Source organism: Herbidospora yilanensis (genome assembly GCF_001570565.1).
GTDB lineage: Bacteria > Actinomycetota > Actinomycetes > Streptosporangiales > Streptosporangiaceae > Herbidospora > Herbidospora yilanensis.
The window spans coordinates 1-20,883 of record NZ_BBXE01000015.1 but is presented as its reverse complement, the minus strand read 5'-3'; the positions used below and the strand labels follow the sequence as shown (position 1 = coordinate 20,883).

20 protein-coding genes are annotated in these 20,883 nt (G+C 68.8%); 12 read left to right on the top strand and 8 right to left on the bottom strand.

Going from position 1 to position 20,883, the window contains the following annotated elements; translation table 11 throughout:
* Positions 1 to 43: 43 nt before the first annotated feature.
* From AW273_RS06390 to AW273_RS06380, 3 genes are all read left to right on the top strand, one after another.
* Positions 44 to 856: an SAM hydrolase/SAM-dependent halogenase family protein gene (locus AW273_RS06390; RefSeq protein ID WP_232327119.1), complete on the top strand. Its 813-nt coding sequence runs from the start codon at positions 44 to 46 to the stop codon at positions 854 to 856.
* 67 nt (positions 857 to 923) lie between these two features.
* The gene (locus tag AW273_RS06385) at positions 924 to 2,057 is read left to right on the top strand and encodes a S8 family serine peptidase (RefSeq protein ID WP_062346223.1); all 1,134 of its coding nucleotides are present in this window, start codon (positions 924 to 926) and stop codon (positions 2,055 to 2,057) included.
* Between the two features lie 138 nt (positions 2,058 to 2,195).
* Positions 2,196 to 2,513, top strand: coding sequence for a hypothetical protein (locus tag AW273_RS06380; protein ID WP_062346221.1), 318 nt, complete (start codon positions 2,196 to 2,198; stop codon positions 2,511 to 2,513).
* A gap of 74 nt (positions 2,514 to 2,587) precedes the next feature.
* On the opposite strand, the gene AW273_RS06375 is transcribed toward AW273_RS06380, so the two are convergent.
* From AW273_RS06375 to AW273_RS06355, 5 genes are all read right to left on the bottom strand, one after another.
* Complete coding sequence (locus AW273_RS06375) at positions 2,588 to 3,604, bottom strand: ABC transporter ATP-binding protein (protein WP_062346219.1); 1,017 nt, start codon at positions 3,602 to 3,604, stop codon at positions 2,588 to 2,590.
* A complete protein-coding gene (locus tag AW273_RS06370; RefSeq protein ID WP_062346217.1) occupies positions 3,588 to 4,634 on the bottom strand; it encodes an ABC transporter ATP-binding protein in 1,047 nt (348 codons plus the stop codon). Before AW273_RS06370 ends, AW273_RS06375 begins: the two co-directional genes overlap by 17 nt.
* Positions 4,635 to 4,646: 12 nt before the next feature.
* Entirely contained in the window at positions 4,647 to 5,564 is a 918-nt protein-coding gene (locus AW273_RS06365) for an ABC transporter permease (protein ID WP_062346209.1), read from the bottom strand.
* The gene (locus AW273_RS06360) at positions 5,557 to 6,498 is read right to left on the bottom strand and encodes an ABC transporter permease (protein ID WP_062346207.1); all 942 of its coding nucleotides are present in this window, start codon (positions 6,496 to 6,498) and stop codon (positions 5,557 to 5,559) included. Before AW273_RS06360 ends, AW273_RS06365 begins: the two co-directional genes overlap by 8 nt.
* Before the next feature lie 116 nt (positions 6,499 to 6,614).
* Entirely contained in the window at positions 6,615 to 8,282 is a 1,668-nt protein-coding gene (locus tag AW273_RS06355; protein ID WP_062346205.1) for a peptide ABC transporter substrate-binding protein, read from the bottom strand.
* A gap of 476 nt (positions 8,283 to 8,758) precedes the next feature.
* On the opposite strand from AW273_RS06355, the gene AW273_RS06350 reads away from it, so the two are divergent.
* The 4 genes from AW273_RS06350 (at position 8,759) to AW273_RS37780 (ending at position 11,324) form a co-directional block, all read left to right on the top strand.
* Positions 8,759 to 9,670, top strand: a complete 912-nt coding sequence (locus AW273_RS06350) for an ABC transporter permease (RefSeq protein WP_062346203.1) — start codon at positions 8,759 to 8,761, stop codon at positions 9,668 to 9,670.
* 16 nt (positions 9,671 to 9,686) lie between these two features.
* Positions 9,687 to 10,493, top strand: coding sequence for an ABC transporter ATP-binding protein (locus AW273_RS06345; protein WP_083949590.1), 807 nt, complete (start codon positions 9,687 to 9,689; stop codon positions 10,491 to 10,493).
* 55 nt (positions 10,494 to 10,548) lie between these two features.
* Entirely contained in the window at positions 10,549 to 11,085 is a 537-nt protein-coding gene (locus tag AW273_RS06340) for a YbhB/YbcL family Raf kinase inhibitor-like protein (protein ID WP_062346201.1), read from the top strand.
* 77 nt (positions 11,086 to 11,162) lie between these two features.
* A complete protein-coding gene (locus AW273_RS37780) occupies positions 11,163 to 11,324 on the top strand; it encodes a hypothetical protein (RefSeq protein ID WP_232327115.1) in 162 nt (53 codons plus the stop codon).
* Between the two features lie 93 nt (positions 11,325 to 11,417).
* Here AW273_RS37780 and AW273_RS06330 read toward each other — a convergent pair whose 3' ends face one another.
* Positions 11,418 to 11,849, bottom strand: a complete 432-nt coding sequence (locus AW273_RS06330) for a hypothetical protein (RefSeq protein WP_062346197.1) — start codon at positions 11,847 to 11,849, stop codon at positions 11,418 to 11,420.
* Between the two features lie 264 nt (positions 11,850 to 12,113).
* Complete coding sequence (locus tag AW273_RS06325) at positions 12,114 to 13,427, bottom strand: KamA family radical SAM protein (protein ID WP_062346195.1); 1,314 nt, start codon at positions 13,425 to 13,427, stop codon at positions 12,114 to 12,116.
* Positions 13,428 to 13,608: 181 nt separating this feature from the next.
* Between AW273_RS06325 and AW273_RS06320 the strand changes: the two genes are divergently transcribed.
* The 4 genes from AW273_RS06320 (at position 13,609) to AW273_RS06305 (ending at position 18,482) form a co-directional block, all read left to right on the top strand.
* Positions 13,609 to 14,172 (top strand): DUF1707 SHOCT-like domain-containing protein, encoded by a 564-nt coding sequence (locus AW273_RS06320; protein ID WP_062346193.1) that lies wholly within the window; start codon positions 13,609 to 13,611, stop codon positions 14,170 to 14,172.
* Between the two features lie 108 nt (positions 14,173 to 14,280).
* On the top strand, positions 14,281 to 15,282 hold the full coding sequence (gene plsX, locus AW273_RS06315; protein ID WP_062346742.1) for a phosphate acyltransferase PlsX: 1,002 nt from the start codon (positions 14,281 to 14,283) through the stop codon (positions 15,280 to 15,282).
* A 41-nt stretch (positions 15,283 to 15,323) separates the two neighbouring features.
* Positions 15,324 to 17,045, top strand: a complete 1,722-nt coding sequence (argS, locus tag AW273_RS06310; RefSeq protein ID WP_062346191.1) for an arginine--tRNA ligase — start codon at positions 15,324 to 15,326, stop codon at positions 17,043 to 17,045.
* A 126-nt stretch (positions 17,046 to 17,171) separates the two neighbouring features.
* Positions 17,172 to 18,482: a hypothetical protein gene (locus AW273_RS06305; RefSeq protein ID WP_232327113.1), complete on the top strand. Its 1,311-nt coding sequence runs from the start codon at positions 17,172 to 17,174 to the stop codon at positions 18,480 to 18,482.
* 212 nt (positions 18,483 to 18,694) lie between these two features.
* Here the strand turns inward: AW273_RS06305 and AW273_RS06300 are convergent, their stop codons facing one another.
* Complete coding sequence (locus tag AW273_RS06300; RefSeq protein ID WP_030452194.1) at positions 18,695 to 19,078, bottom strand: cell division protein SepF; 384 nt, start codon at positions 19,076 to 19,078, stop codon at positions 18,695 to 18,697.
* Between the two features lie 539 nt (positions 19,079 to 19,617).
* Between AW273_RS06300 and AW273_RS06295 the strand changes: the two genes are divergently transcribed.
* Complete coding sequence (locus AW273_RS06295; RefSeq protein WP_062346189.1) at positions 19,618 to 20,754, top strand: glycosyltransferase; 1,137 nt, start codon at positions 19,618 to 19,620, stop codon at positions 20,752 to 20,754.
* Positions 20,755 to 20,883 lie beyond the last annotated feature (129 nt).

Sequence of the window (20,883 nt, the reverse complement as noted above, 5' to 3'; positions counted from 1 at the left end):
AACTGTCGCCATCTTCCGGGGCGGCAACGTAATGTCACCAGGTGTGACGCCTGTTATCACTCTCCTGACCGACTACGGTCTCGAAGACGGTTTCGTGGCCGCGTGTCACGGCGTTATCGCCGGCATCGCCCCCGAGGCCCGGATCATCGACGTCGGCCATCTCGTCCCGGCGGGCGACGTGCGGCGCGGGGCCGCGATCCTCGCCCAGACGATCCCCTACCTGCCCCGTGGAGTGCACATCGCGGTGGTCGACCCGTCGGTGGGGTCGAGCACCCGCCGAGCGGTCGCGATCGAGGCGGGCGGGCGGGTGTTCGTGGGGCCCGACAACGGGGTGCTCTCGTGGGCGGTGCACGCCGTCGGCGGCGCGACCGGGGCCTACGAGCTGACCAACGAGGACGTCTGGCTCAAGCCGGTGTCCCGGACCTTCCACGGGCGTGACATCTTCTGCCCGGTCGCCGCCCACGTGGTGGCGGGCCGCGAACTGGCCGGGCTCGGCACTCCCATCCCCCCGCGCGAGCTGGTGACGCTGCCCGAGCCGACCTCCCGGCTGCGCGACGGCGCGTGCGAGGGCGAGGTGCTGTCGGTCGACCGCCACGGCAACGTCCAGCTCTCCATCACCGCCGCGGACCTCGGTTTCCTCGGCGTGCGCGACGGCGACACCCTGGCGGTCTGGCTGGGCCGCCGCCAGCTCGCCGTGCCCTACCGCGACACGTTCGCCGCGGTTCCGCCGGGCGACCTGGTGGCCTTCACCGACTCGGCCGGCCTGGTGGCCGTGGCCGTCAACGCCGGCGACGCCGCCCAGCGGCTGGGCCTGCCGCCGGGTGCGCACGTACGTCTTTCTCCCGCCCGGACATAACGCACTGTATTTGAATGTTCACGGAAAGGTCAGATTCGCGGGCGTGAGCGTGCCAGAATAGGCCGCCGTGACCTTCCTGGCCAAGCCGTTCGTGCTGCTTGCCGCGGTCTGCCTGCTCGCCGGATTCGTCGTCGTGCCCCCCGCGCTCGGCGACGACGCGGGGGCGGCGGCCCGGGAGCGGCAGTGGCCGTTGGAGGTCATGGGCGTACCGGCCGCATGGGAGCTCAGCCGGGGCGAGGGCGTCACGGTGGCCGTCCTCGACACCGGCGTCGACGCCCGCCACCCCGACCTGGCCGGCGCGGTCGTCGAGGGTCCCGACCTGACGGGGGCCGGGACCACCCGCATCGGCCATCACGGCACGTCGATGGCCGGCCTGATCGCCGGGCGCGGCCACGGCCCCGGCGGAGACCTCGGGGTGGTCGGGGTGGCCCCCCGCGCGACGGTGCTCTCGATCCGGGTGACCCTGGAGACCCACGACCCGGCCCGCGCCGACCCTCACGTCGCGCGGCGGGTCAGGGGCGCGGTCGCCGCGGGCATCCGGTGGGCCGTCGACCACGGGGCCGACGTGGTCAGCATGTCTCTCGGCGGCGCCGACGGCAGCTACCAGGGCAACGCCGACGAGGCGGCGGCGGTCCGCTACGCCCTGTCGAAGGGTGTGGTCCTGGTGGCGTCGGCCGGCAACGACGGCGCGGGAGCCAACCGGCCGACCTATCCGGCCGCCTACCCGGGGGTGATCGCGGTCGGCGCGGTCGACCAGAGGCTCGCCCCGGCGCCCTTCTCCAACCGGCGCGGCTACGTCTCGGTGACCGCTCCCGGCACCGGCATCGTCAGCGCCGACGCCCACGGCTCCTATGTGGTCGGCGACGGCACCAGTTCGGCCGCCGCGTTCGTGGCGGGCATCGCCGCCCTCGTGAAGGCCCGGCATCCGGGCATGGGCGTGAGCGACGTGCGCCGGGCGATCCTCCAAGGCGCGGTGTGGCACAACACGGGGCGGCGCGACGACGCCTACGGGCACCGGGTGGCCAACGCGCGGCGGGCGCTGCTGGTGGCCGGGGCGCCCCGGCGGGCGGCGATGGTGGCGCGACCCCGGCAGGCGAGCGTCGCGAGCCCTTCGGAATCTACCGGTTTGGGGCCCTTGATCTGGTCTGCCCTGTTGCTCCTTGTCGCCGCGTTGGTGGCGAGGCTGGCGCTTCGCGCCTGACCATTGCGGCTTCCTTGCCGCTCCCTGACCGGATGGGGGGTCCTCCCCTTACGAAAGACCGGGTAGACATGTCTCTGACTACACAGAGTAGTCATCCGCGTGCTCAGCCGCCCGGACTTACCTCAGGGAGAAACACATATGATCCGCCGCATCGTCGTCACCTCGGCCGCCGCTGGTCTCGTCGTCGTCGCCCCCGCCAGCATGGCGCACGCCGACACGCCCGTCACGAACCTGCTGAACACGCAGTGCGTGTCGTCGCCCGAGCACCTCACCGGCCTCCCCGTGCTGGCCACCCTGCTCGCGCCGGTCTGTGGCCTGGTCAAGAGCCTGCCGGGCGTGGTCGGCCAGGTCGTCGGCGGCGCCACCGCCGGCCTGCCGGTGCCCTCGGTCCCGAGCGTCCCGGGCGTCGGCTCCGTCACCGGCCTGCTGCCGGTCAGCGCCGTGTCGGTTCGCTAGTTCTCACGCGCCACTTGCGAAAAGGCCCCCGCCTGGATCCAGCGGGGGCCTTTCCCATTACTCACGGTGATTTCCTACGACGCGTGCACCACGTCGTGGACCTCGGCGAAGTGGCAGGCGCTCTCGTGGTCCGTACCGGGACGGATCTGGAGAAGCGGCTCCTCGACGGCGCAGATCTCCTGCGCCTTCCAGCACCGGGTCCGGAACCGGCAGCCCGACGGCGGGTTGGCCGGCGACGGCGGGTCACCCTGGAGGATGATCCGCTCGCGCGTCTCCCGGCCCTCCGGGTCGGGCACCGGCACGGCCGACAGCAGCGCCTGCGTGTAGGGGTGGCTCGGCTTGTCGTAGATCTCGGTGTCCTTGCCGATCTCGACGATCTTCCCGAGGTACATCACCGCCACGCGGTCGGAGATGTGCCGCACCACCGACAGGTCGTGCGCGATGAAGATGTACGCCAGCCCGAACTCCGACTGCAGCCGCTCCAGCAGGTTGATGACCTGAGCCTGGATCGACACGTCGAGCGCGGAGACCGGCTCGTCGCAGATGATGATCTCGGGCTGCAGCGCCAGCCCCCGGGCGATGCCGATGCGCTGCCTCTGACCACCGGAGAACTGGTGGGGGTAGCGGTTGATGTGGTCGGGGTTGAGGCCGACCACCTCCAGCAGGTCCTGCACCTTCTTGCGGCGGTCGCCCTTCGGCGCCACCTCGGTGTGGATCTCGTAGGGCTCGCCGATGATGTCGCCGACCGTCATACGCGGGTTCAGCGACGTGTACGGGTCCTGCATCACCATCTGGATGTTGCGCCGGAACCGCTTCAGGTTGCTGCCCTTGTGGACGTCGACGAGCTCGCCGTTGACCTTGACCGACCCCGAGGTCGGCTTCTCCAGCGCCATCAGCAGCTTGGCCAGCGTCGACTTGCCGCAGCCCGACTCGCCGACCACGCCGAGGGTCTCGCCCCGGCGCAGGTCGAAGCTGACGCCGTCGACCGCCTTGATCGCGCCGATCTGGCGCTTCATCACGATCCCCTGCGTCAGCGGGAAGTGCTTGACCAGGTCGCGGACCTCGAGGATGGGGTCACCCTGCGGTGCCATCGAGGACCTCCCTCCAGTAGTGGCACGCGCTGCTGCGCGTGCCGCTGATCTCGTGCAGCGCCGGGACGTCGGTCACGCAGTCGTCCTGGCGGAACGGGCAGCGGGGGTGGAAGGCACAACCCGTCGGCATGTCGAGCAGGTTGGGCGGCAGGCCCTTGATGGCGTACAGCTCCTGGCCCTTCATGTCGACCCGGGGGATCGACTCGAGCAGGCCCTTCGTGTACGGGTGCGCGGCGTTGCGGTAGATGTCGTGCACCGGGGCGTTCTCGACGATGCGGCCGCCGTACATGACCGCGATCTTGTCCGCGACGTCGGCGACGACGCCGAGGTCGTGGGTGATCAGGATCAGGCCCATGTTGCTCTCGCGCTGGAGTTCGGCCAGCAGCTCCATGATCTGGGCCTGCACGGTGACGTCCAGAGCGGTCGTGGGCTCGTCGGCGATGAGCACCTCGGGGTCCAGCGCGATCGACATCGCGATCATGATGCGCTGGCGCATGCCGCCGGAGAACTGGTGGGGGTAGTCGTTGACGCGCTGCTTGGCGGCCGGGATGCGGACCCGGTCCATCAGCTCGACGGCCTTGGCGTAGGCCGCCTTCTTCGACATGCCCTTGTGGACGCGGAACATCTCGGCGATCTGCCAGCCCACGGTGAAGACCGGGTTGAGCGCCGAGAGGGCGTCCTGGAAGATCATCGCGATCTGCTGGCCGCGGATCTGGCTGCGCTGGGCCTCCGACAACTGGAGGAGGTCGGTCCCCCGGAAACGGATCTCGCCCTTGGGGATGCGCGCCGGCGGCATGTCGAGGATGCCCATGATCGCCTGGGCCGTCACCGACTTGCCGGAGCCCGACTCGCCCAGCACCGCGAGGGTCTCCCCGGCGTTGAGCGCGTAGGACACGCCGTTGACCGCGCGGGCCACGCCCTGCCGCGTGGAGAACTCCACGTGCAGGTTGTCGACCGCGAGCAGCGGCTCGGTGCCGATCGTGCCGCTGTCGGCCGGAAGCAGGTGCGTGTCGACGGACGGGTTCTTCACTGACCACCCCTCCTATCGAAGCTTCGGGTCGAGAGCGTCGCGGACGGCGTCGCCGAGCATGACGAACGCCAGCACCGTGAGGCTCAGGAACAGGGCCGGGAACAACAGCGCCTCCGGTGCCTGGAGGAACCGGTTGCGCGCGTCGGCGATCATCAGACCCCACGAGATGTCGGGCGACTGGATGCCGACGCCGAGGAACGACAACGCGGCCTCGGCGGCGATGAAGACGCCCATGTTCATGGTGGCCACGACGATCACCGGCGCCAGGGCGTTCGGCAGGATGTGCCGGCTCATGAGCCGGCCGGGACCGGCGCCCAGCGCCCTCGCCGCGAGGACGTAGTCCTGGCTCTTGGCCGACATGACCGCCGCCCGCATGATGCGCAGCACCATCGGCCAGGCGAGCACCGACAGGGCCAGCACGACGGTCCAGATGCCCGCGTTGTCGCGGCCCACGAGCGCCAGGATCAGCAGCGCGCCCAGGGTCGAGGGGATCGCGAAGAAGACCTCCGCGACGCGGGACAGGATCGTGTCGGTCCAGCGGCCGTAGAACCCGGCCAGCAGGCCCAGGATGCCGCCGATGAGCGTGGTCACCAGCGTGGAGAACACGCCGACCATGATCGAGATCCGGGCGCCGTAGATGACCCGCGAGTAGGTGTCGCAGCCCAGGTTGTCGGTGCCGAACCAGTGGGCCCCGCTCACGCCCTGGCGGGCCTTGGTCAGATCGCACGTGCTCGGATCAAATGCGTTGACCGAAGAGAACAGACCCGGAATGATCGACATGACCACGAGGATCGCGATCATGACGGCGGCGATGATGAAGACCTTGCTCCGCCGCAGGTCGTACCACGCGTCGGACCACAGGCTCGCCGGCTTCCTCTGCTTCGGCGGCTTGACCGATTTGGGCTTCTGCTCGGTGAGCGTGTCACTCATAGCGGATCCTGGGGTCGAGGACGGCGTACAGGAGGTCGACGACGAGGTTGGCGGCGATGAAGATCAGCACCAGTACGGTCACGATGCCGACGACCACCGAGTTCTCCGACAAGTAGACCGAGTCGACGAGCTGGCGGCCGATGCCGTTGAGGTTGAAGATGGTCTCGGTGATCACCGCGCCGCTCATCAGGGTGCCGAGATCGGCGCCCAGATAGGTGACCAGCGGGATCAGCGAGTTGCGCAGGGCGTGTCTGCCCAGCACTCTCCGCCGCGGCATGCCCTTGGCGACCGCAGTCCGCACATAGTCGGCCCGCAGTGTCTCCATCAGGCTCGTCCGGGTCAGCCGGGTCAGGTAGGCGATCGACGTTCCGGCCAGCACGATGCCCGGCAGCAGGTAGCTGCGCCAGCCTTCGGAGGTGCCGGCCACGGGGAAGAAGTCGATGCCCGTGGAGGTCTTCAGTTGCAGCCCCAGCACGAGCTGGAGCACGAAGCCGCTGACCAGCGTCGGGATCGACACCAGCAGCAGCGTGAAGGCGAGGATCGCCGTGTCGGCGGCCTTGCCGCGGCGCAGGGCGGCGACGAGGCCGAGGCCGATGCCGACGATCGCTTCGATCACCAGGGCCGTCATGGCCAGGTTCAGGGTGATCTGGAACTTGCCCTCGAAAATGGTCGAGACCGGCAACCCTCGGAAGGTTGTTCCGAAGTCGCCGGAGAGGATGCCCTGGACGTAGTAGCCGTACTGGACTACCAGGGGTTCGTCCAGGTGGAACATCTCACGCATCGTGGCCCGGAACACCGGGTCGACCGCCCGGTCTCCCGCGAGAGCCTGGATGGGGTCGCCGGGGAGCCAGTAGACGAGCGTGAAGATGAGAAACGTGGTGCCAAGCAGCACAGGGATCGCCTGGAGCAGGCGCCTGACAACGTAGCGGCCCATTCGGTCTCCCGATCATGACGAAGGGCAGCCCCACTGCAACCAAGTAGGGCTGCCCCAAGAGTGAAGGTCCATCCCGGGCGGCTCAAGGGGTTCGGCCGCCCGGGTTGGATGCCGTCTTAGGCCCTTTCGACGTTCACGATGTCGATGCGCTCGAACGGGTCGATCTTGACGTTCTTCACGTTCGAGGAGAAGGCGCCGTTGGTCTGGTAGAAGTAGACCGGGATGTACGGCAGTTCCTTCAGCAGGATGTCGTCAGCGGCCTGGTAGGCGGCGATGCCCTCTTCGACCGTGGGAGCCGAGTCGGCCTTCTTCAGCAGCTCCTCGAACTCCTTGTTGTTGAAGCCCGAGTAGTTGGAGCTGGCGTTGGCCGCGAAGATCGGCTTGAGGTAGTTCTCCGGCGACGGGTAGTCCATGATCCAGGCCATCCGGAAGAGGCCCTTCCACTTGTCCGCGCCCAGGTCGTCGAGGATGGTGGCGAACTTCTCGACCGGCTTCGGCTCGACGTTCACGCCGAGGTTGGTGCGGAGGTTGTTCGCGACGGCCTCGATCCACTCCTTGTGGCCGCCGTCGGCGTTGTAGCCCAGCTCGATCGTGCCGGCCTGCGCGCCGCCGTTGGCGTCCCACAGTTCCTTGGCCTTCACCGGGTCGTAGGTGCAGGCCTCGCCGCAGGCGCCCTGACGGTAACCGGCGACGACCGGGGAGATGAAGTCGTCGGCCGGCACACGGGTGCCGGAGAAGACCTGCTCGGTGATGGTCTTGCGGTCGATGGCCATCGAGATGGCCTTGCGCAGCTCGGGGCTCTTGGCGTAGTCGGCGCCGACCTTGGTCGGGAAGCCCAGGTAGCCGATGCCCGAGGAGGGCTGCTCGATGTAGCGGTCGCCCAGCTCGGCCTTGGCGGAGGCGATGACCTCGGCCGGGAGCTGGTCCATGATGTCGATGTTGCCGGCCTGCAGGTCGCGGTAGGCGGTGTTCAGGTCGGTGTAGATCGCGAAGTCGACGGCCTCGACCTTGGCCTTGGCCTCGGTGTAGTCGTCGTTGCGGACCAGCGAGATCTTGGTCTCGACGCCGCGCTTCCACGGCTTGGCCATCTTGAAGGGGCCGTTGCCGATGGGCGACTCGCCGTAGGCGGCGGTCACCTTGCCGTCAGGGCCGAAGGCGGCCTTGGGCATCGGGTAGAAGGCGGTGTAGCCCAGCATCGTCGGGAAGCCCGAGAAGGGGTTGGTCAGCTCGACCGTGAAGGTCAGCGGGTCGACGACCTTCAGACCCGAAAGGGTGGTCGCGGTGGCCGCGGGGGCCTCCTGCGGGCCGTCGCCGTCGGGGTCGGCCGGGTTCATCTCGGCGTAGCCGGCGATGGAGCCCATGAAGTAGTTGGCCTCGTACGCGTTGGCGCCGTTGGCGGTGTAGTTCCAGGAGTCGACGAAGCTCTGGGCGTCGACCGGCGTGCCGTCGTGGAACTTGTAGCCGTCCTTCAGCTTGATCGTCCAGTTGATCTGGTCGTCAGAGGTGATGGACTCGGCGATCTGGTTGATCGGCTTCTTGTCAGCGTCGTAGTTGACCAGGCCGATGAACAGGGCGTTGAGCACCTCGGCGCCGCTGGTCTCCGCGGTGTTGCCCGGGACGAGCTCGTGCTGCGGCTCGGCGATCTCAATGACGATCGGCGCGGCGGCGGATCCCTCGCCACCCGCGGCAGGGTCGGGGGCCTCGTCGCCGCCACCACAGGCGGCCAGGCCGAGCGCCAGCACGGCAGTGCCGGCGATGATCTGTGCGCCCTTGAATACGCGCATAGTGAGTAGATCCTCCCTCAAAGGATGGGCGTTGGCGCTGAGCTGCGAGATGTCCAGGCCGGCACCCCCTCGGCCCCTCGTGAGGACCTCGGATTTGCAGACACGGTCAAACGAGCTGACGCCCTGCCAGTCGTCCGCGAGCATCCCTCACCACACACCGCAGTGTTGTCTCTGCTGCGTTGCAGTTCGGTCACACGTGCGTCAGTCGGGCGTCACACGCATACCAAGAAGGTCGCCTCAAACCTCTTAAACGGCTCCAAAACTCCCACAAAGGTACACATGTCCCGGTACTGGTGGAGCCACGGTACGACCTTTGCGGTACCGATCGTGGCGTTGTCCCCATATCAGGACCTGGTGGGCTACCTTTGACCAAGCCGTGGCACCCCCGCCACCGGCGGCTTCGCCCGAACCCACGAGGAGCCAACGGATGACCATCGCAGGCTTCTCGTTCACCAGCATCCAATAGAGTCCTTGCCATGAGCCAGCCGGATTCCGCCGTCGCGGACGCGCAGGGCGGCGCAGCGACGGAATCGCTGGCCGCGCTCGCCAAGCGTCACGGCCTCCGTCGCGCGATCGCGCGCCCGAGCCTGCCTTTCTACGTGGGGCAACTCTGGGCCCGCCGGCACTTCGTGCTCAAGTACGCGACCTCGCGCAACGTCTCCAAATACAGCCAGTCGATGCTGGGCCAGCTCTGGCAGCTCCTCACGCCGCTCCTGAACGCCGGCGTCTACTACCTGATGTTCGGCGTCATCCTCGATCAGAAGAAGGACATCTCCAACTACACGGCCTTCCTGATCACCGGCGTCTTCATCTTCACCTTCACCCAGCGGACCGTCAGCGGCGGCGCCAAGTCGATCTCGAACAACCTGTCGCTGATCCGGGCGCTCCACTTCCCCCGGGCCGCGCTGCCCCTGGCCTACGCGGTGCAGGAACTCCAGCAGTTGTTGTGGTCGATGCTGGTGCTCATCGGCATCGTGCTCCTCACCGGGGAGCCGCTCACCCTCTACTGGCTGCTCATCCCGGTCGCGCTGCTGCTCCAGCTCACCTTCAACATCGGGGCCAGCCTCTTCATGGCCCGCGTCGGCGCCTTCGCCCGCGACATGAACCAGTTGCTGCCGTTCATCATGCGAACCTGGCTCTACGCCTCGGGTGTCTTCTTCAGCATCCCCGACCGGGTCGCCGACCTGCCCGAGTCCCTGGCGTTCGTGCAGTACATCATGGAGCTCAACCCGGCCGCGGCCTACATCGAGCTCATGCGTGACCTGCTCATCCAGGGCCACACCCCGCCCCAATGGGCCTGGACGACTGCCATATTCTGGGCCGTGTTCGCCCTTGTCATCGGATTCTGGTACTTCTGGCGCGCCGAAGAGAGGTACGGACGTGGCTGAGGCGAAGCCGATGGCGATGGAAAGGGTGTGGCCGTTGACCGCCGAAGAGCAGGAGGCGACCAAGAAGTCGTCGGCCACCGGCACTCCGACCGTCATCGTCGACGACCTCCACATCGTCTACAAGGTCTACGGCGCGACCTCGGCCGAGGAGAAGGGCAACGCCGCCACCGCCCTGCTGCGGCTGGTCAAGCGTCAGGGCCGCCCGCAGATGCGCGAGGTCCACGCCGTGAAGGGCGTCTCCTTCGTGGCCCGCCACGGCGACGCCATCGGCATCATCGGCCGCAACGGCTCGGGCAAGTCGACCCTGCTGCGCGCCATCGCCGGCCTGCTGCCACCCCATTCGGGCGCGGTCTACACCGACGGCCAGCCGTCGCTCCTGGGCGTGAACGCCGCCCTGATGAAGGAGCTCACGGGCGAGCGCAACATCACCCTCGGCTGCTACGCGATGGGCATGACGCCCTCGGAGGTCCGGGCCAAGTACGACGAGATCGTCGACTTCTCGGGCATCGGGGAGTTCGTCCAGTTCCCCATGTCCACCTACTCGTCGGGCATGGGCGCCCGTCTCCGGTTCGCCATCGCGTCGGCGAAGGTCCACGACGTGCTGCTGATCGACGAGGCGCTGGCGACCGGCGACCGCGAGTTCCGCAAGCGCTCCCAGAAGCGCATCATGCAGATGCGCGAGTCGGCCGGCACCGTCTTCCTGGTCGCCCACAACCTCGACGTCATCGAGGAGACCTGCAACCGGGTCATCTGGCTGCACAAGGGCAAGATCAAGATGGACGGCGACCCGACCGAGGTGATCGGCGCCTACAACAAGGCATGAGTGGTAGAGGATAGGCCCGCAGGAAGATCGCGACCTATCCCGAGCGGAGTGCGCCATGCCGACGCCAGCACCCATTCCCTACGACCACCTGCCGGAGGTCCCGGCGCTCACCGTCGAGGCCCCCGGGCTCGCCGACGGCGCGACGCTGCCCGACCGCCACGTCTTCAACGACTGGGGCTTCTCCGGCGAGAACGTCTCGCCGCGCCTGACGTGGTCGGGCGCCCCCGAGGGCACCCAGAGCTTCGCGGTCACGTGCTTCGACCCCGACGCCCCCACCGGCAGCGGCTTCTGGCACTGGCTCGTGTTCGACATCCCGGCGTCGGTCACCGAGCTCCCCGAGGGCGCCGGCACCGGCCCCGGCTTCGCGGGGCTGCCGGAGGGCGCCGTGCACGCCAAGAACGACTACGGCCTGAAGGAGTACGGCGGCGCCGCCCCTCCCCCCGGGCTGCCGCACCGCTACCTGTTCGCGGTGCACGCCCTCGACACCGACAAGCTCGGGGTCGACCCCGACGCCAACCCGGCCGTGGTGGGCTTCAACATCACCGCCCACACCCTCGCACGGGGATTCATCGCACCGGTGTACGAAAGCTGATGCCGCTGCGCCCGGTGTTCCATTATGATTCGAACGGGGATTCGATCTAAGGAACGCCGATGCACTGGGAGGGCGGGATGAGTGAGCTGGTGACGGCCATCGATCATCTGGCCGACGAAGACCCGTCTGAACTTCCACCTGCCCTGCTGACCGAGCAGCTCATCGAACTGCACTGGCAGATGGCCAGACTGCAGGCACAGATCGCCAGGCGCACGTCGGTGCGCCCCTGGGCAAACTGAGAACGGCCGGTGCCTCCCGAAGGCACCGGCCGTTCTCATGTGTCAGAGGTACGGAAACGTTGACGTGGCCACGCCAACGTGTCCGAGAGGCACTTAGCGGGTGCCCGAGACGACGTTCCTGACCGCACCCGACAGGTTCTGGGCGGCCTTGCTCACCTGGGTGGCCGAGCCGGTCAGGTCCTTGCTGGCACCGCTGATCTGGTCGGCCCCACCGACGACCTGGCCCGCGGCGCCGGTGAGGGCGTCCAGCGCGGGGGCGAGCTGGGTCGAGACGTCGTTGCCGCGCGCGGTCATCGGGGTGGCCTGCACCAGCTCGCTCCAGCCCGCGACAGGGGCGGGGGCCGGCACGGCGCCGGCGACACCGGCGAGGTCGGCGCCCGGAAGGGCCGGGAGCTGGCCGCCGACGAGCGGAATGCCGCCCAGCAGGCCCGAGATCGGGTTGTCCGCGGCCTGAGCGGGCGCGGCGAACATAGCCGCGACGCCAAAGGTCGCGACGACGAGTGCTGCCTTGATCATGCGCTTCATGTAAATGCCTCCTGAGCCCCGTCCCAGGTCAGGGAACGGGAACCGAGAACCCCCGCGTAACCGGCGCGGGTTCGCGCCGGCCGATTGGCTAGGCCGAATTTCTATCACCATGGGAAACGGCCCGGTGACCGGGAGTCACAACGCCGAAGGGCTGGAGGGCGCCCGACTTGGCGGCACATGATGGGAATTCACATCCGGCCCGGGAGAAAGGCACGGTAAACGCGGCTCCCGGGCCGAGGGCAATTGTTTTCCGTCTCCTTGGGGTCAGGCCGCGACCGGAGCCGCCGACTCGAACGGGAACCGGTCGGCGAACGCGGGGCGCAGATCGGTCAGCCAGACGGCCCTGGGGTCGTAGCGGGCGAAGAAGGGACGGCCGACCAGGGCGGGGTCGCGGGCCTGGATGAAGTGGAGCACGAACACCCGCTGCCCGTTGATCTCGGTCACGCCGTCGACGCAGACCTTGCCGGGGGTGGCCGACATCGAGGGCCCTCTGACCGTCCGGCAGAGACCGGAGACCTGGGCATAGGCGTCTCTGAAGGTCTCGTACGCGTCGGCGAGGGGCACCGCGAAGTAGTCCTGCGGCCCGGTGTCCCGCTCGACGAACATGTAATAGGGCACCATGCCCATCGCGTTCTGCCGGCGCCACATGTGCGCCCACGTGGCCGCGTCGTCGTTGATCGTGCGGATGAGGGGGGCCTGGGTCCGGACCGTGGCGCCGGTGTCCAGGATGCGCCGCACCGCCGAACCCACCGCCTGGGGTTCGAGCTCCCGAGGGTGCGAGAAGTGCGCCATGAACGCGAGGTTCTTGCCCGACCTGACCACCTGCTCGAACAGCTTGAGCGTGTCGTCGGCGTCGGGGTCGGTGACGAACCGGCCGGGCCAGTAGGCCAGCGACTTGGTGCCGATGCGGATCGAGTCGATCTGCGGCAGGTCGAGCAGCGGCTCGACGTAACGGCGCAGCACCGGCTCTCCCATGATCATTGGGTCGCCGCCGGTGAACAGCACCGACGTCACCTCGGGGTGGCGGCGGATGTAGCCGACGAGGGCGTCGACGTCGCCGGAGGCGAACTTCAGGTCGGGCTCGCCGATGAACTGGGCCCACCGGAAGCAGTAGGTGCAGTAGGCGTGGCAGGTCTGCCCCTGCTTGGGGAAGAACAGCACGGTCTCGGGATATTTGTGCTGCATCCCCGGCACCGGCTCGTCGCCGATCTTGGGCACGTTCAGGTCGAGTTGCCCGGCCGGATGGGGGTTGAGGCCCATGCGCACCTCGTTGGCCGCCGCGGTCAACTGCTTGACCGGGGCGTTCGTCCTGATGAGGTTCGCCAGACGGGAGACATCCGCTTCGGGCAGCATGTCCTCTTGTGGGAAGACGAGCCGATAGATCGGGTCGTCCGGGACCGCGGACCAGTCGATGAGCTCCTCGACGACATAGGCGTTGGTGCGGAACGGCAGCACCGTCGCCACCGCGCGGATCCGCAACCGCGCCTCCTCGCCGAACCCGGCCTTCTCGCGAAGCAGGTCGTCGAGATGTTTCGTCGTGTAAGCCCGGAAGCCGCGGGTTCCCTCGTTAAAGATCACTCGGCCTTCCCTTCTCGGTAGTTTTTCCGATCTCGTGTAAACCAAGGAGGCCTGTCAGGCGTCTGGGCATCCTCTATACCGGTATCGGACCGTCCCGACAGCCGAATTCAGGATTTGGTAAAGACCGTAGTCATGATTTCCCCTCTCGCGACATATCTCGAATAGGGGTAATCTGAGACATGTGACAACAGAAGACCCAGGTCAGCGCGCCTCCGACGCCGACCGTGACCGGGTCGCGGCGATCATCGCCGAGGGCCTGGCCACCGGCCGCCTCACCACGGCCGAACACGCCGACCGCCTTGAGGCCACCTATGGCGCGGTCACCGTGGGCGAACTGGTCCCCATCACCGAAGACCTGCCCTCCACCATCGCGAACGCCGCCCCGGCCGACGTCGGCCGCAAGAGCATCACCGCCGCGTTCAGCAAGGTCATCAAGAACGGCCGCTGGGTGCCCGGCCGCCACCTCCGGCTCCGGGCCCGCTTCGGCGCCCTGATCATCGACCTGAGCGACGCCGTGCTGCCCGGCCGGGAGATCACCGTCGACATCGGCGCCGCGTTCAGCAAGGTGATCATCCGGGTGCCCGACAACGCCAACGTCATCGACGACGGCAACGCGGTCTTCGCCAAACGCATCGTCTCGGGCGGCGAGAAGGACGACGGCCCGGTGATCCGGGTGACGGGCAACGCGGCCTTCTCCAAGGTCATCGTGTCCCGAAAGGTGTGGGACTCGAATCTGCGCCGATAGCGCGAGCCGACGGACGGCGCATCAGCCCGCCCCGCCTACCATTCACTGAGATTCCCGGATCGATTGGATGGCGCTGTGGCCGTATCGTCGCCGGTCGCGCTCGACGCCATGGGCGGCGACCACGCGCCAGAACAGATCGTGGCGGGGGCCGTGGCGGCCGTCAGGGAGCTCGGCGTCCCGGTCGTGCTGGTCGGCGAGCCCCGCCCGCTCCACGACCTCCTGTCCCGGTACGGCGCCGCCTCCGAGATCCCCATCGTCCGCGCCGAAGAGGCGATCTCCATGGACGAAGGCGCGCTCGCCAGCCTCCGCCGCCCTCGCTCCAGCATCGCCGTCGCCTGCCACCTCGTCAGGAGGGGCGACGCGTCCGCCGTCGTGTCGGCGGGCTCGACGGGCGGCGTCGTCGCCACCGCCAAACTGCGCCTCAAGACCCAGCCGGGCGTGCTGCGCCCCGCCATCGCGGTCGCCCTGCCCACCGTCCCCCACCCGACGATCCTGCTCGACGCGGGCGCCAACGCCGACGCCAAGCCCGAGATGCTGGTGCAGTTCGCCCACCTGGGCGTCGCCTACGTCGCCACCGCCCTCGGCCACGACAACCCCCGCGTCGGCCTGCTCACCATCGGCGCCGAGGCCGAGAAGGGCAACAAGGTCGTCAAACGGGCCCACGAACTGCTGGAGACCGCCCCCGGCATCCACTTCGCCGGCAACGTCGAGGGCCACGACCTGCTGTCGGGCCGCGTCGAGGTCATCGTCGCCGACGGCTTCACCGGCAACGTGGCGCTCAAGACCATGGAGGGCAGCGTCCGCTACGCCTTCGGCCAGCTCCGCCAGGCCGTCGACGGCAGCGCCGTGGCCAGGATCGGCGGCCTCCTCCAGCGTCCCCGCCTGCGCGGCCTCTACGAACGCCTCGACCCCGAGGCCCACGGCGGCGCGGTCCTGCTCGGCCTCAACGGCTGCGTGGTGATCGCCCACGGTTCCTCCCGCGCCAAGGGCGTCGCGGCCGCCTGCGAGCTGGCCGCCCGGCTGGCCGCGGAGGGGGTCGTCGGCAAGGTCGGCGAGCGCATCGCGGCCATCCCCAGGTCCCACCGGTTGTGGTTCTCCGACCGGCGGTAACCCTGGCGACGACGGCGGTTGCGCGTCGCTAGGCTTTGTGTATGACCGACCCACAACTCGTGCTCGCCGAGCGTGTCCAGCAGGCGCTGGCCACCGCGTTCGGCCAGGAATACGCCGCCGAGGATCCGCTGATCAGGCCCTCCCAGTTCGCCGACTACCAGGCGAACGTCGCGATGAGCCTGGCCAAGCGACTCCGACGCGCGCCGCGAGATGTGGCCCAGGAGATCGCCGCCAACCTCGACCTGCCCGGCACCGTCGAGGTGAGCGGCCCGGGGTTCCTCAACCTGCGCTTCCACGACACCTGGATCGCCGCCGAGGCCGGCGCCCTGCTCACCGACGACCGGCTCGGCGTGGCGCGCGAGCTCCCGTCGAAGACGGTCGTGGTCGACTACTCCGCGCCCAACGCCGCCAAGGAGATGCACGTCGGCCACCTGCGCACCACCGTCGTGGGCGACGCGCTGGTCCGCGTACAGGAGCATCTCGGCAACCGCGTCGTCAGGCAGAACCACCTCGGCGACTGGGGCACCCCGTTCGGCATGCTCATCGAGCACCTCCTCGACATCGGCGAGGAGGCCGCGGTCGCGCAGCTCGAAGCCGGCAACGGCAACGACTACTACCAGGCCGCCCGCGCCAAGTTCGACACCGACGCCGAGTTCAACCGCAGGGCCCGCGCCCGCGTGGTGACCCTGCAGGCCGAAGACCCCGAGACGATGCGCCTGTGGCGCATCTTCATGGACGCCACGGTCCGCTACTTCAACAAGGTCTACACCCAGCTCGGCGTCACCCTGACCGACGACGACATCGCCGGTGAGAGCATGTACAACCACGCCCTCGCCCAGGTCTGCGACGAGCTCCAGGAACGCGGCATCGCCGAGATCAGCGACGGCGCGCTGTGCGTCTTCCCGCCCGGCTTCACCGGTCGCGAGGGCGCTCCGCTCCCGTTCATGATCAGGAAATCCGACGGCGGCTACGGCTACGCGACCACCGACATGGCCACCATGCGCTACCGGGTCCAGGACCTGAAGGCCGACCGCATCCTCTACGTCATCGGCGTCACCCAGTCGCTCCACATGCAGATGTTGTTCGCCTCGGCGAAGATGGCCGGCTGGCTGCCCGACCACGTCTCGGCGGAGCACATCCAGATCGGCAGCGTGCTCGGCAGCGACGGCAAGATGTTCAAGACCCGGGCCGGCAAGTCCATCAAGCTGCTCGAACTCCTCGACGAGGCCGAGACCCGGGCCGCCGCCGTCCTGGGCGACCGCGACTACGACGAGGCCACCCGCACCGAGATCGCCCACGCCGTCGGCATGGGCGCGGTCAAGTACGCCGACCTGTCGGTCAGCCACGACAGCGAATACGTCTTCGACTTCGACCGCATGCTCGCCCTGACCGGCAACACCGGCCCCTACCTCCAGTACGCCACCGCGCGCATCCGCTCCATCTTCCGGCGCGGCGGATACGACCCGGCCGCCTCCTACGGCCCGATCGTCATCACCCACCCGGCCGAACGCGCCCTGGCCCTCGAACTGCTGGGCTTCGGGCCGATCGTCGCCGAGGTGGGCGCGCGCAACGAACCTCACCGCCTCTGCGCCTACCTGTTCGACCTGGCCAGCGCGTTCACGACCTTCTTCGAGAACTGCCCGGTGCTCAAGGCCGGCTCCGAGGAGGAGCGCCAGTCACGGCTCGCGCTGTCGCAGCTCACCCTCCGGGTGCTGCTGCAGGGGCTCGACCTCCTGGGGATCGCCGCGCCCGAGCGGATGTGAAATCCACGGATCGGCGCGCCTCAGAACACGAACAGGTCACGGCCGTCTAGTGTGGGCGCGGTCAAGGGAGCGTCTGCGGAACGCAAAGCAGACGTCCACCTGCCGTGGGGGAGTCAGCGCGTGAGCATGGATGTAACAGCCCTGCCGGAGTCGTCCGGCAGCGCCGACGCCACCGAGCTGCACCGCTACGCCGAGGCGCTGCTCGTCCACCTCACCGCCGACGGCGGCGCGCCACCGCCACCGCCCGGGGCCATCGACGTCCCGGGCTACTGGCTCTCCCCGGCCGTGCGGGCTCTGGCGCTGATCCTCAGCGGCGACGACGCGATGGAGCCGCTGTCGGAGGCGGCCCAGCTCGACGGCGCCAAGACGGCGCTGTTCCTGTGCCTGGCCTTAGCCGTCTGCGGCCACGGCGACCGCATCCACGCCTCGTGGCTCGGCACCGCCTTCGGCGACCTTTCCTCCGAGCGCCCGGTGACGGCGGGCCAGCGCGCGTTGTGGCTGGCCGCCGCCCGCGGCGCCTACGGTCCGGCCGGGAAGATCTTCGTGCTGCGCAAGCTCGACGCGGTCGAGGTGCTCCACGACGACGACGTGTGGCTGAAGGCGCTCGTGCCGGCCGAACCGGGCCTGGTGGTCCCGCCGTCGCTGGCCGACTTCCCCGAGCTGGCCCAGATCCCGGCGCTGGGCGGCCCCGTGCAGGCCGCGGCCCGGCTGGCCAGGCTCCGGCACCGCTGCGAGGAGATCACCTCCGTACCGCCGCCCACGGGCGCGCTGCCCCAGTCGCGCGCTGTGTGGCCCGACACCGAGCCGATGGCGGTGTTGTCGGCCCTGGTCGGCTCCCCCGAGGCCGACGGTCCGCTGAGTTCGCTCAACGGCCACCTGCTCGACGACCTGAAGCCCGGCGCCGACCCCTACCTCGCCGCCCTCGCGCTCCACGTCGCGGCCCCCGCGATCAGCACGGCCGCGGCACACCTCGCCGACCGCACCGACGCCGAGCAGCCCGAGGCGCTGGTGCTGCCGATCCTGGGCCACTCGATCACACTGCGCCCCGACGGCCCCGACGGCGAGGCGATGGCCGACGCGGAGCGTCGCATAATGGCGGGCTACATCCCCCGGCGGCCCTCACCCACGCCCGGCTATCTGGCCGCGCTCGGCGGCCTGGTCGTCTTCACGCTCGGTTTCGTGTTCTCGATGATCCTGGCGGTCGTCGGAGTGGGAATGGGCGCTTTGGGGGCGTGGTTGTTGTGGCGGTTCCGCGGCCGGGAGAAGGCCGATCTGGCGTTGGTCAACGCCCAAGTCGCCGAACTCCACGAACTCGCCACATCGGCGGTCTGGGCCCTGCACGAATATGCCCGTGAGGCCAGAACACGCCGAGACCAGGCGATTTCCGACGTCGCCGAAGTGGGACGACTGCTGAAGCGCGGGCCACGCGCCGGATAAGCGAATCCGGATTTTCCGGGAAAAGGCCGGGGAAATGAGAGACCCGGCCTGCGGAATCCCTTCGCAAGCCGGGTCGAAATGGTCGGTCGGGGCTGGTCGGAACATGCCCTGGTGTCGGACGGACGTACGTGTGCGGCCGGCGGAGGGGCCGGCGAGGGGTGGGTGGTGAGAGGCCTCGGCGTCGCCTCTCCACCCGCTCGGCGAAGTGACCGTTAAGCGGTGGTCACTTCGACGTTCGACGGCGTGAGCAGGAACACCTTGTCGGCGATCCGCTCGATGCGACCCTCACAGCCATAGGCGAGGCCGGCCGCGAAGTCGACCATTCTGGTCGCCTCCAGGGTCGACATCGTCGCGACGTCCATCACGATCGTGTGGCCGTCGCGGAAGTGACGGCCCACGGTGAGCGCGTCGTCGTACTTCCTCGGACGTACCATCACGATTCGCGACGGTTCGCCCGCCGGCTGCCAGCGTTTCGCGGCCCTTTCGGAGGCCGGCATCCAATCGTCGTCGTATTCCTCTTCCCCATAGGGCTCTTCCGAATATTGCTCGGCTCCGCCCAGGCCAAGGTATGTCGCTACCTTGCGCACTGCCCCCATCGGCTTCGTCCTTTCCGGGTTTGTCCCGACACAAGGGACGCTAACCGACCATTCTCTTATGGCGACTCGACACGCCTATACATGGGATTCTCTTTGTCGCGGGTCGTCAGTAGCCCCGTGACATGCGCGCCCGCACCGTAGATTCGTTTACCGACCAGCCATTCAAGGGTAACCCGACGAGCTTCCGCCTGCTGGAAGGTCAGATAACCAGATCGACGATGAGCACCATTGTGGCGGAAATGCGGCATTCGCTAAACGGATTATTCGAGCGCCGAATCAATTCGCTGGACAACGAACTTCGACCACAGAGCGTGACCAACCGGATCCCCCGGACGAATTGCGTGGATCATGGGGACTACCCATGCCCGCCGGAGCGCCATATATGCAGGAATGCCCGAATGAGCACCGAAGGCGAAGACTGCGGGGGCACCTCATACTCCCCGCCACTTTCAACCTATAGCGGACGCCCCGGCTTGCCGCAAGACCCCCGTGACCCCTCACAATCGGTGGCCCGAACCACTTCCAGGGGGAAGACACCCATGCGCGTACTGCTGTCCACCATCGGCTCACGGGGCGACGTCCAGCCGCTGGTGGCGCTCGCCACGCACCTCCGTGCCCTCGGCCAGGAGGTCCACCTGTGCGTCCCACCGGACTTCCAAGGCTGGATCGAGAGCCTCGGCATGCCGGTCACCCCGATCGGCCCCGAGCTGCGCACCCTGACCGCCGCCACTCCGCCCGCCAACGCCACGCCGCCGTCGCCGGAGCAGCTCCGCCGCCTGGCCGAGGCCTCCGTGACGGTCCAGTTCGAGACCGTCATGGCGGTCGCGAAGGACTGCGACCTCATCGTGGCCGCCACCGCCATCCAGGTGGCCGCCCGCTCGGTCGCCGAGGTCCTGAAGATCCCATACGTCTTCACGGCCTTCTGCCCGATCGTCCTGCCCTCCGTCCACCACTCGCCGGCCCCCTCCCCCGGCCGACCGCCCGTCGACGGCGACAACCGGGCGCTGTGGGACCAAGACGCCGCCCGCTTCACGGCCGGCTTCGCAGCCGCGCTCAACAACCACCGCACCGCCCTGGGCCTTACCCCCGTGTCCGACGTACGCGGCCACATCTTCGCCGACCATCCCCTGCTGGCGGCCGACCCGACCCTCGGGCCGTGGCCCGAGCCCGGCAGCGGGGTCGTGCAGACCGGGGCGTGGATGCTCCCCGACCACCGGCCCCTGTCTCCCGAGTTGTCGGCGTTCCTGGACGCCGGGGACCCGCCGGTGTACTTCGGCTTCGGCAGCATCCGCGCTCCCCGAGGGCTGGCCGAGGCGATGCTCGAAGCGGCCAGGGCGACCCGGCGGCGGGCGATCCTGTCCCGGGGCTGGGCGGACCTGCTGCCTGCCGAGCCCGGCTCGGACGTGTTGTCGACGACGGCGGCCGCCCTGGCAGGTGCGCCCCAGGTGGTGGTTCCTCAGATGTATGACCAGTACTACTGGGCTCAGCGGGTGCACCGGCTGAGCATCGGCATCGCGCACCCGCCCGGTGTCCCGACGGCCGAATCCCTGACCGTGGCCTTGAGCGAAGCACTGTGGCCTGACATCGCGAGCAACGCGGCGGGGCTGGCCGGGGAGATCCGGACCGACGGCGCGAAGACCGCGGCGCACCATCTGCTCGACCTCGCTCGCGCCTGACCGGAGCCGTCTAAGGCCATGGAACGACAAAGCCCGGCCATACGGCCGGGCTGGGAAAGACATTGTTTCCAACGAGAGGGCCGGACGGCCGGCTACCCCGGAAACGCCGAAGGCCCCGATCAGATGATC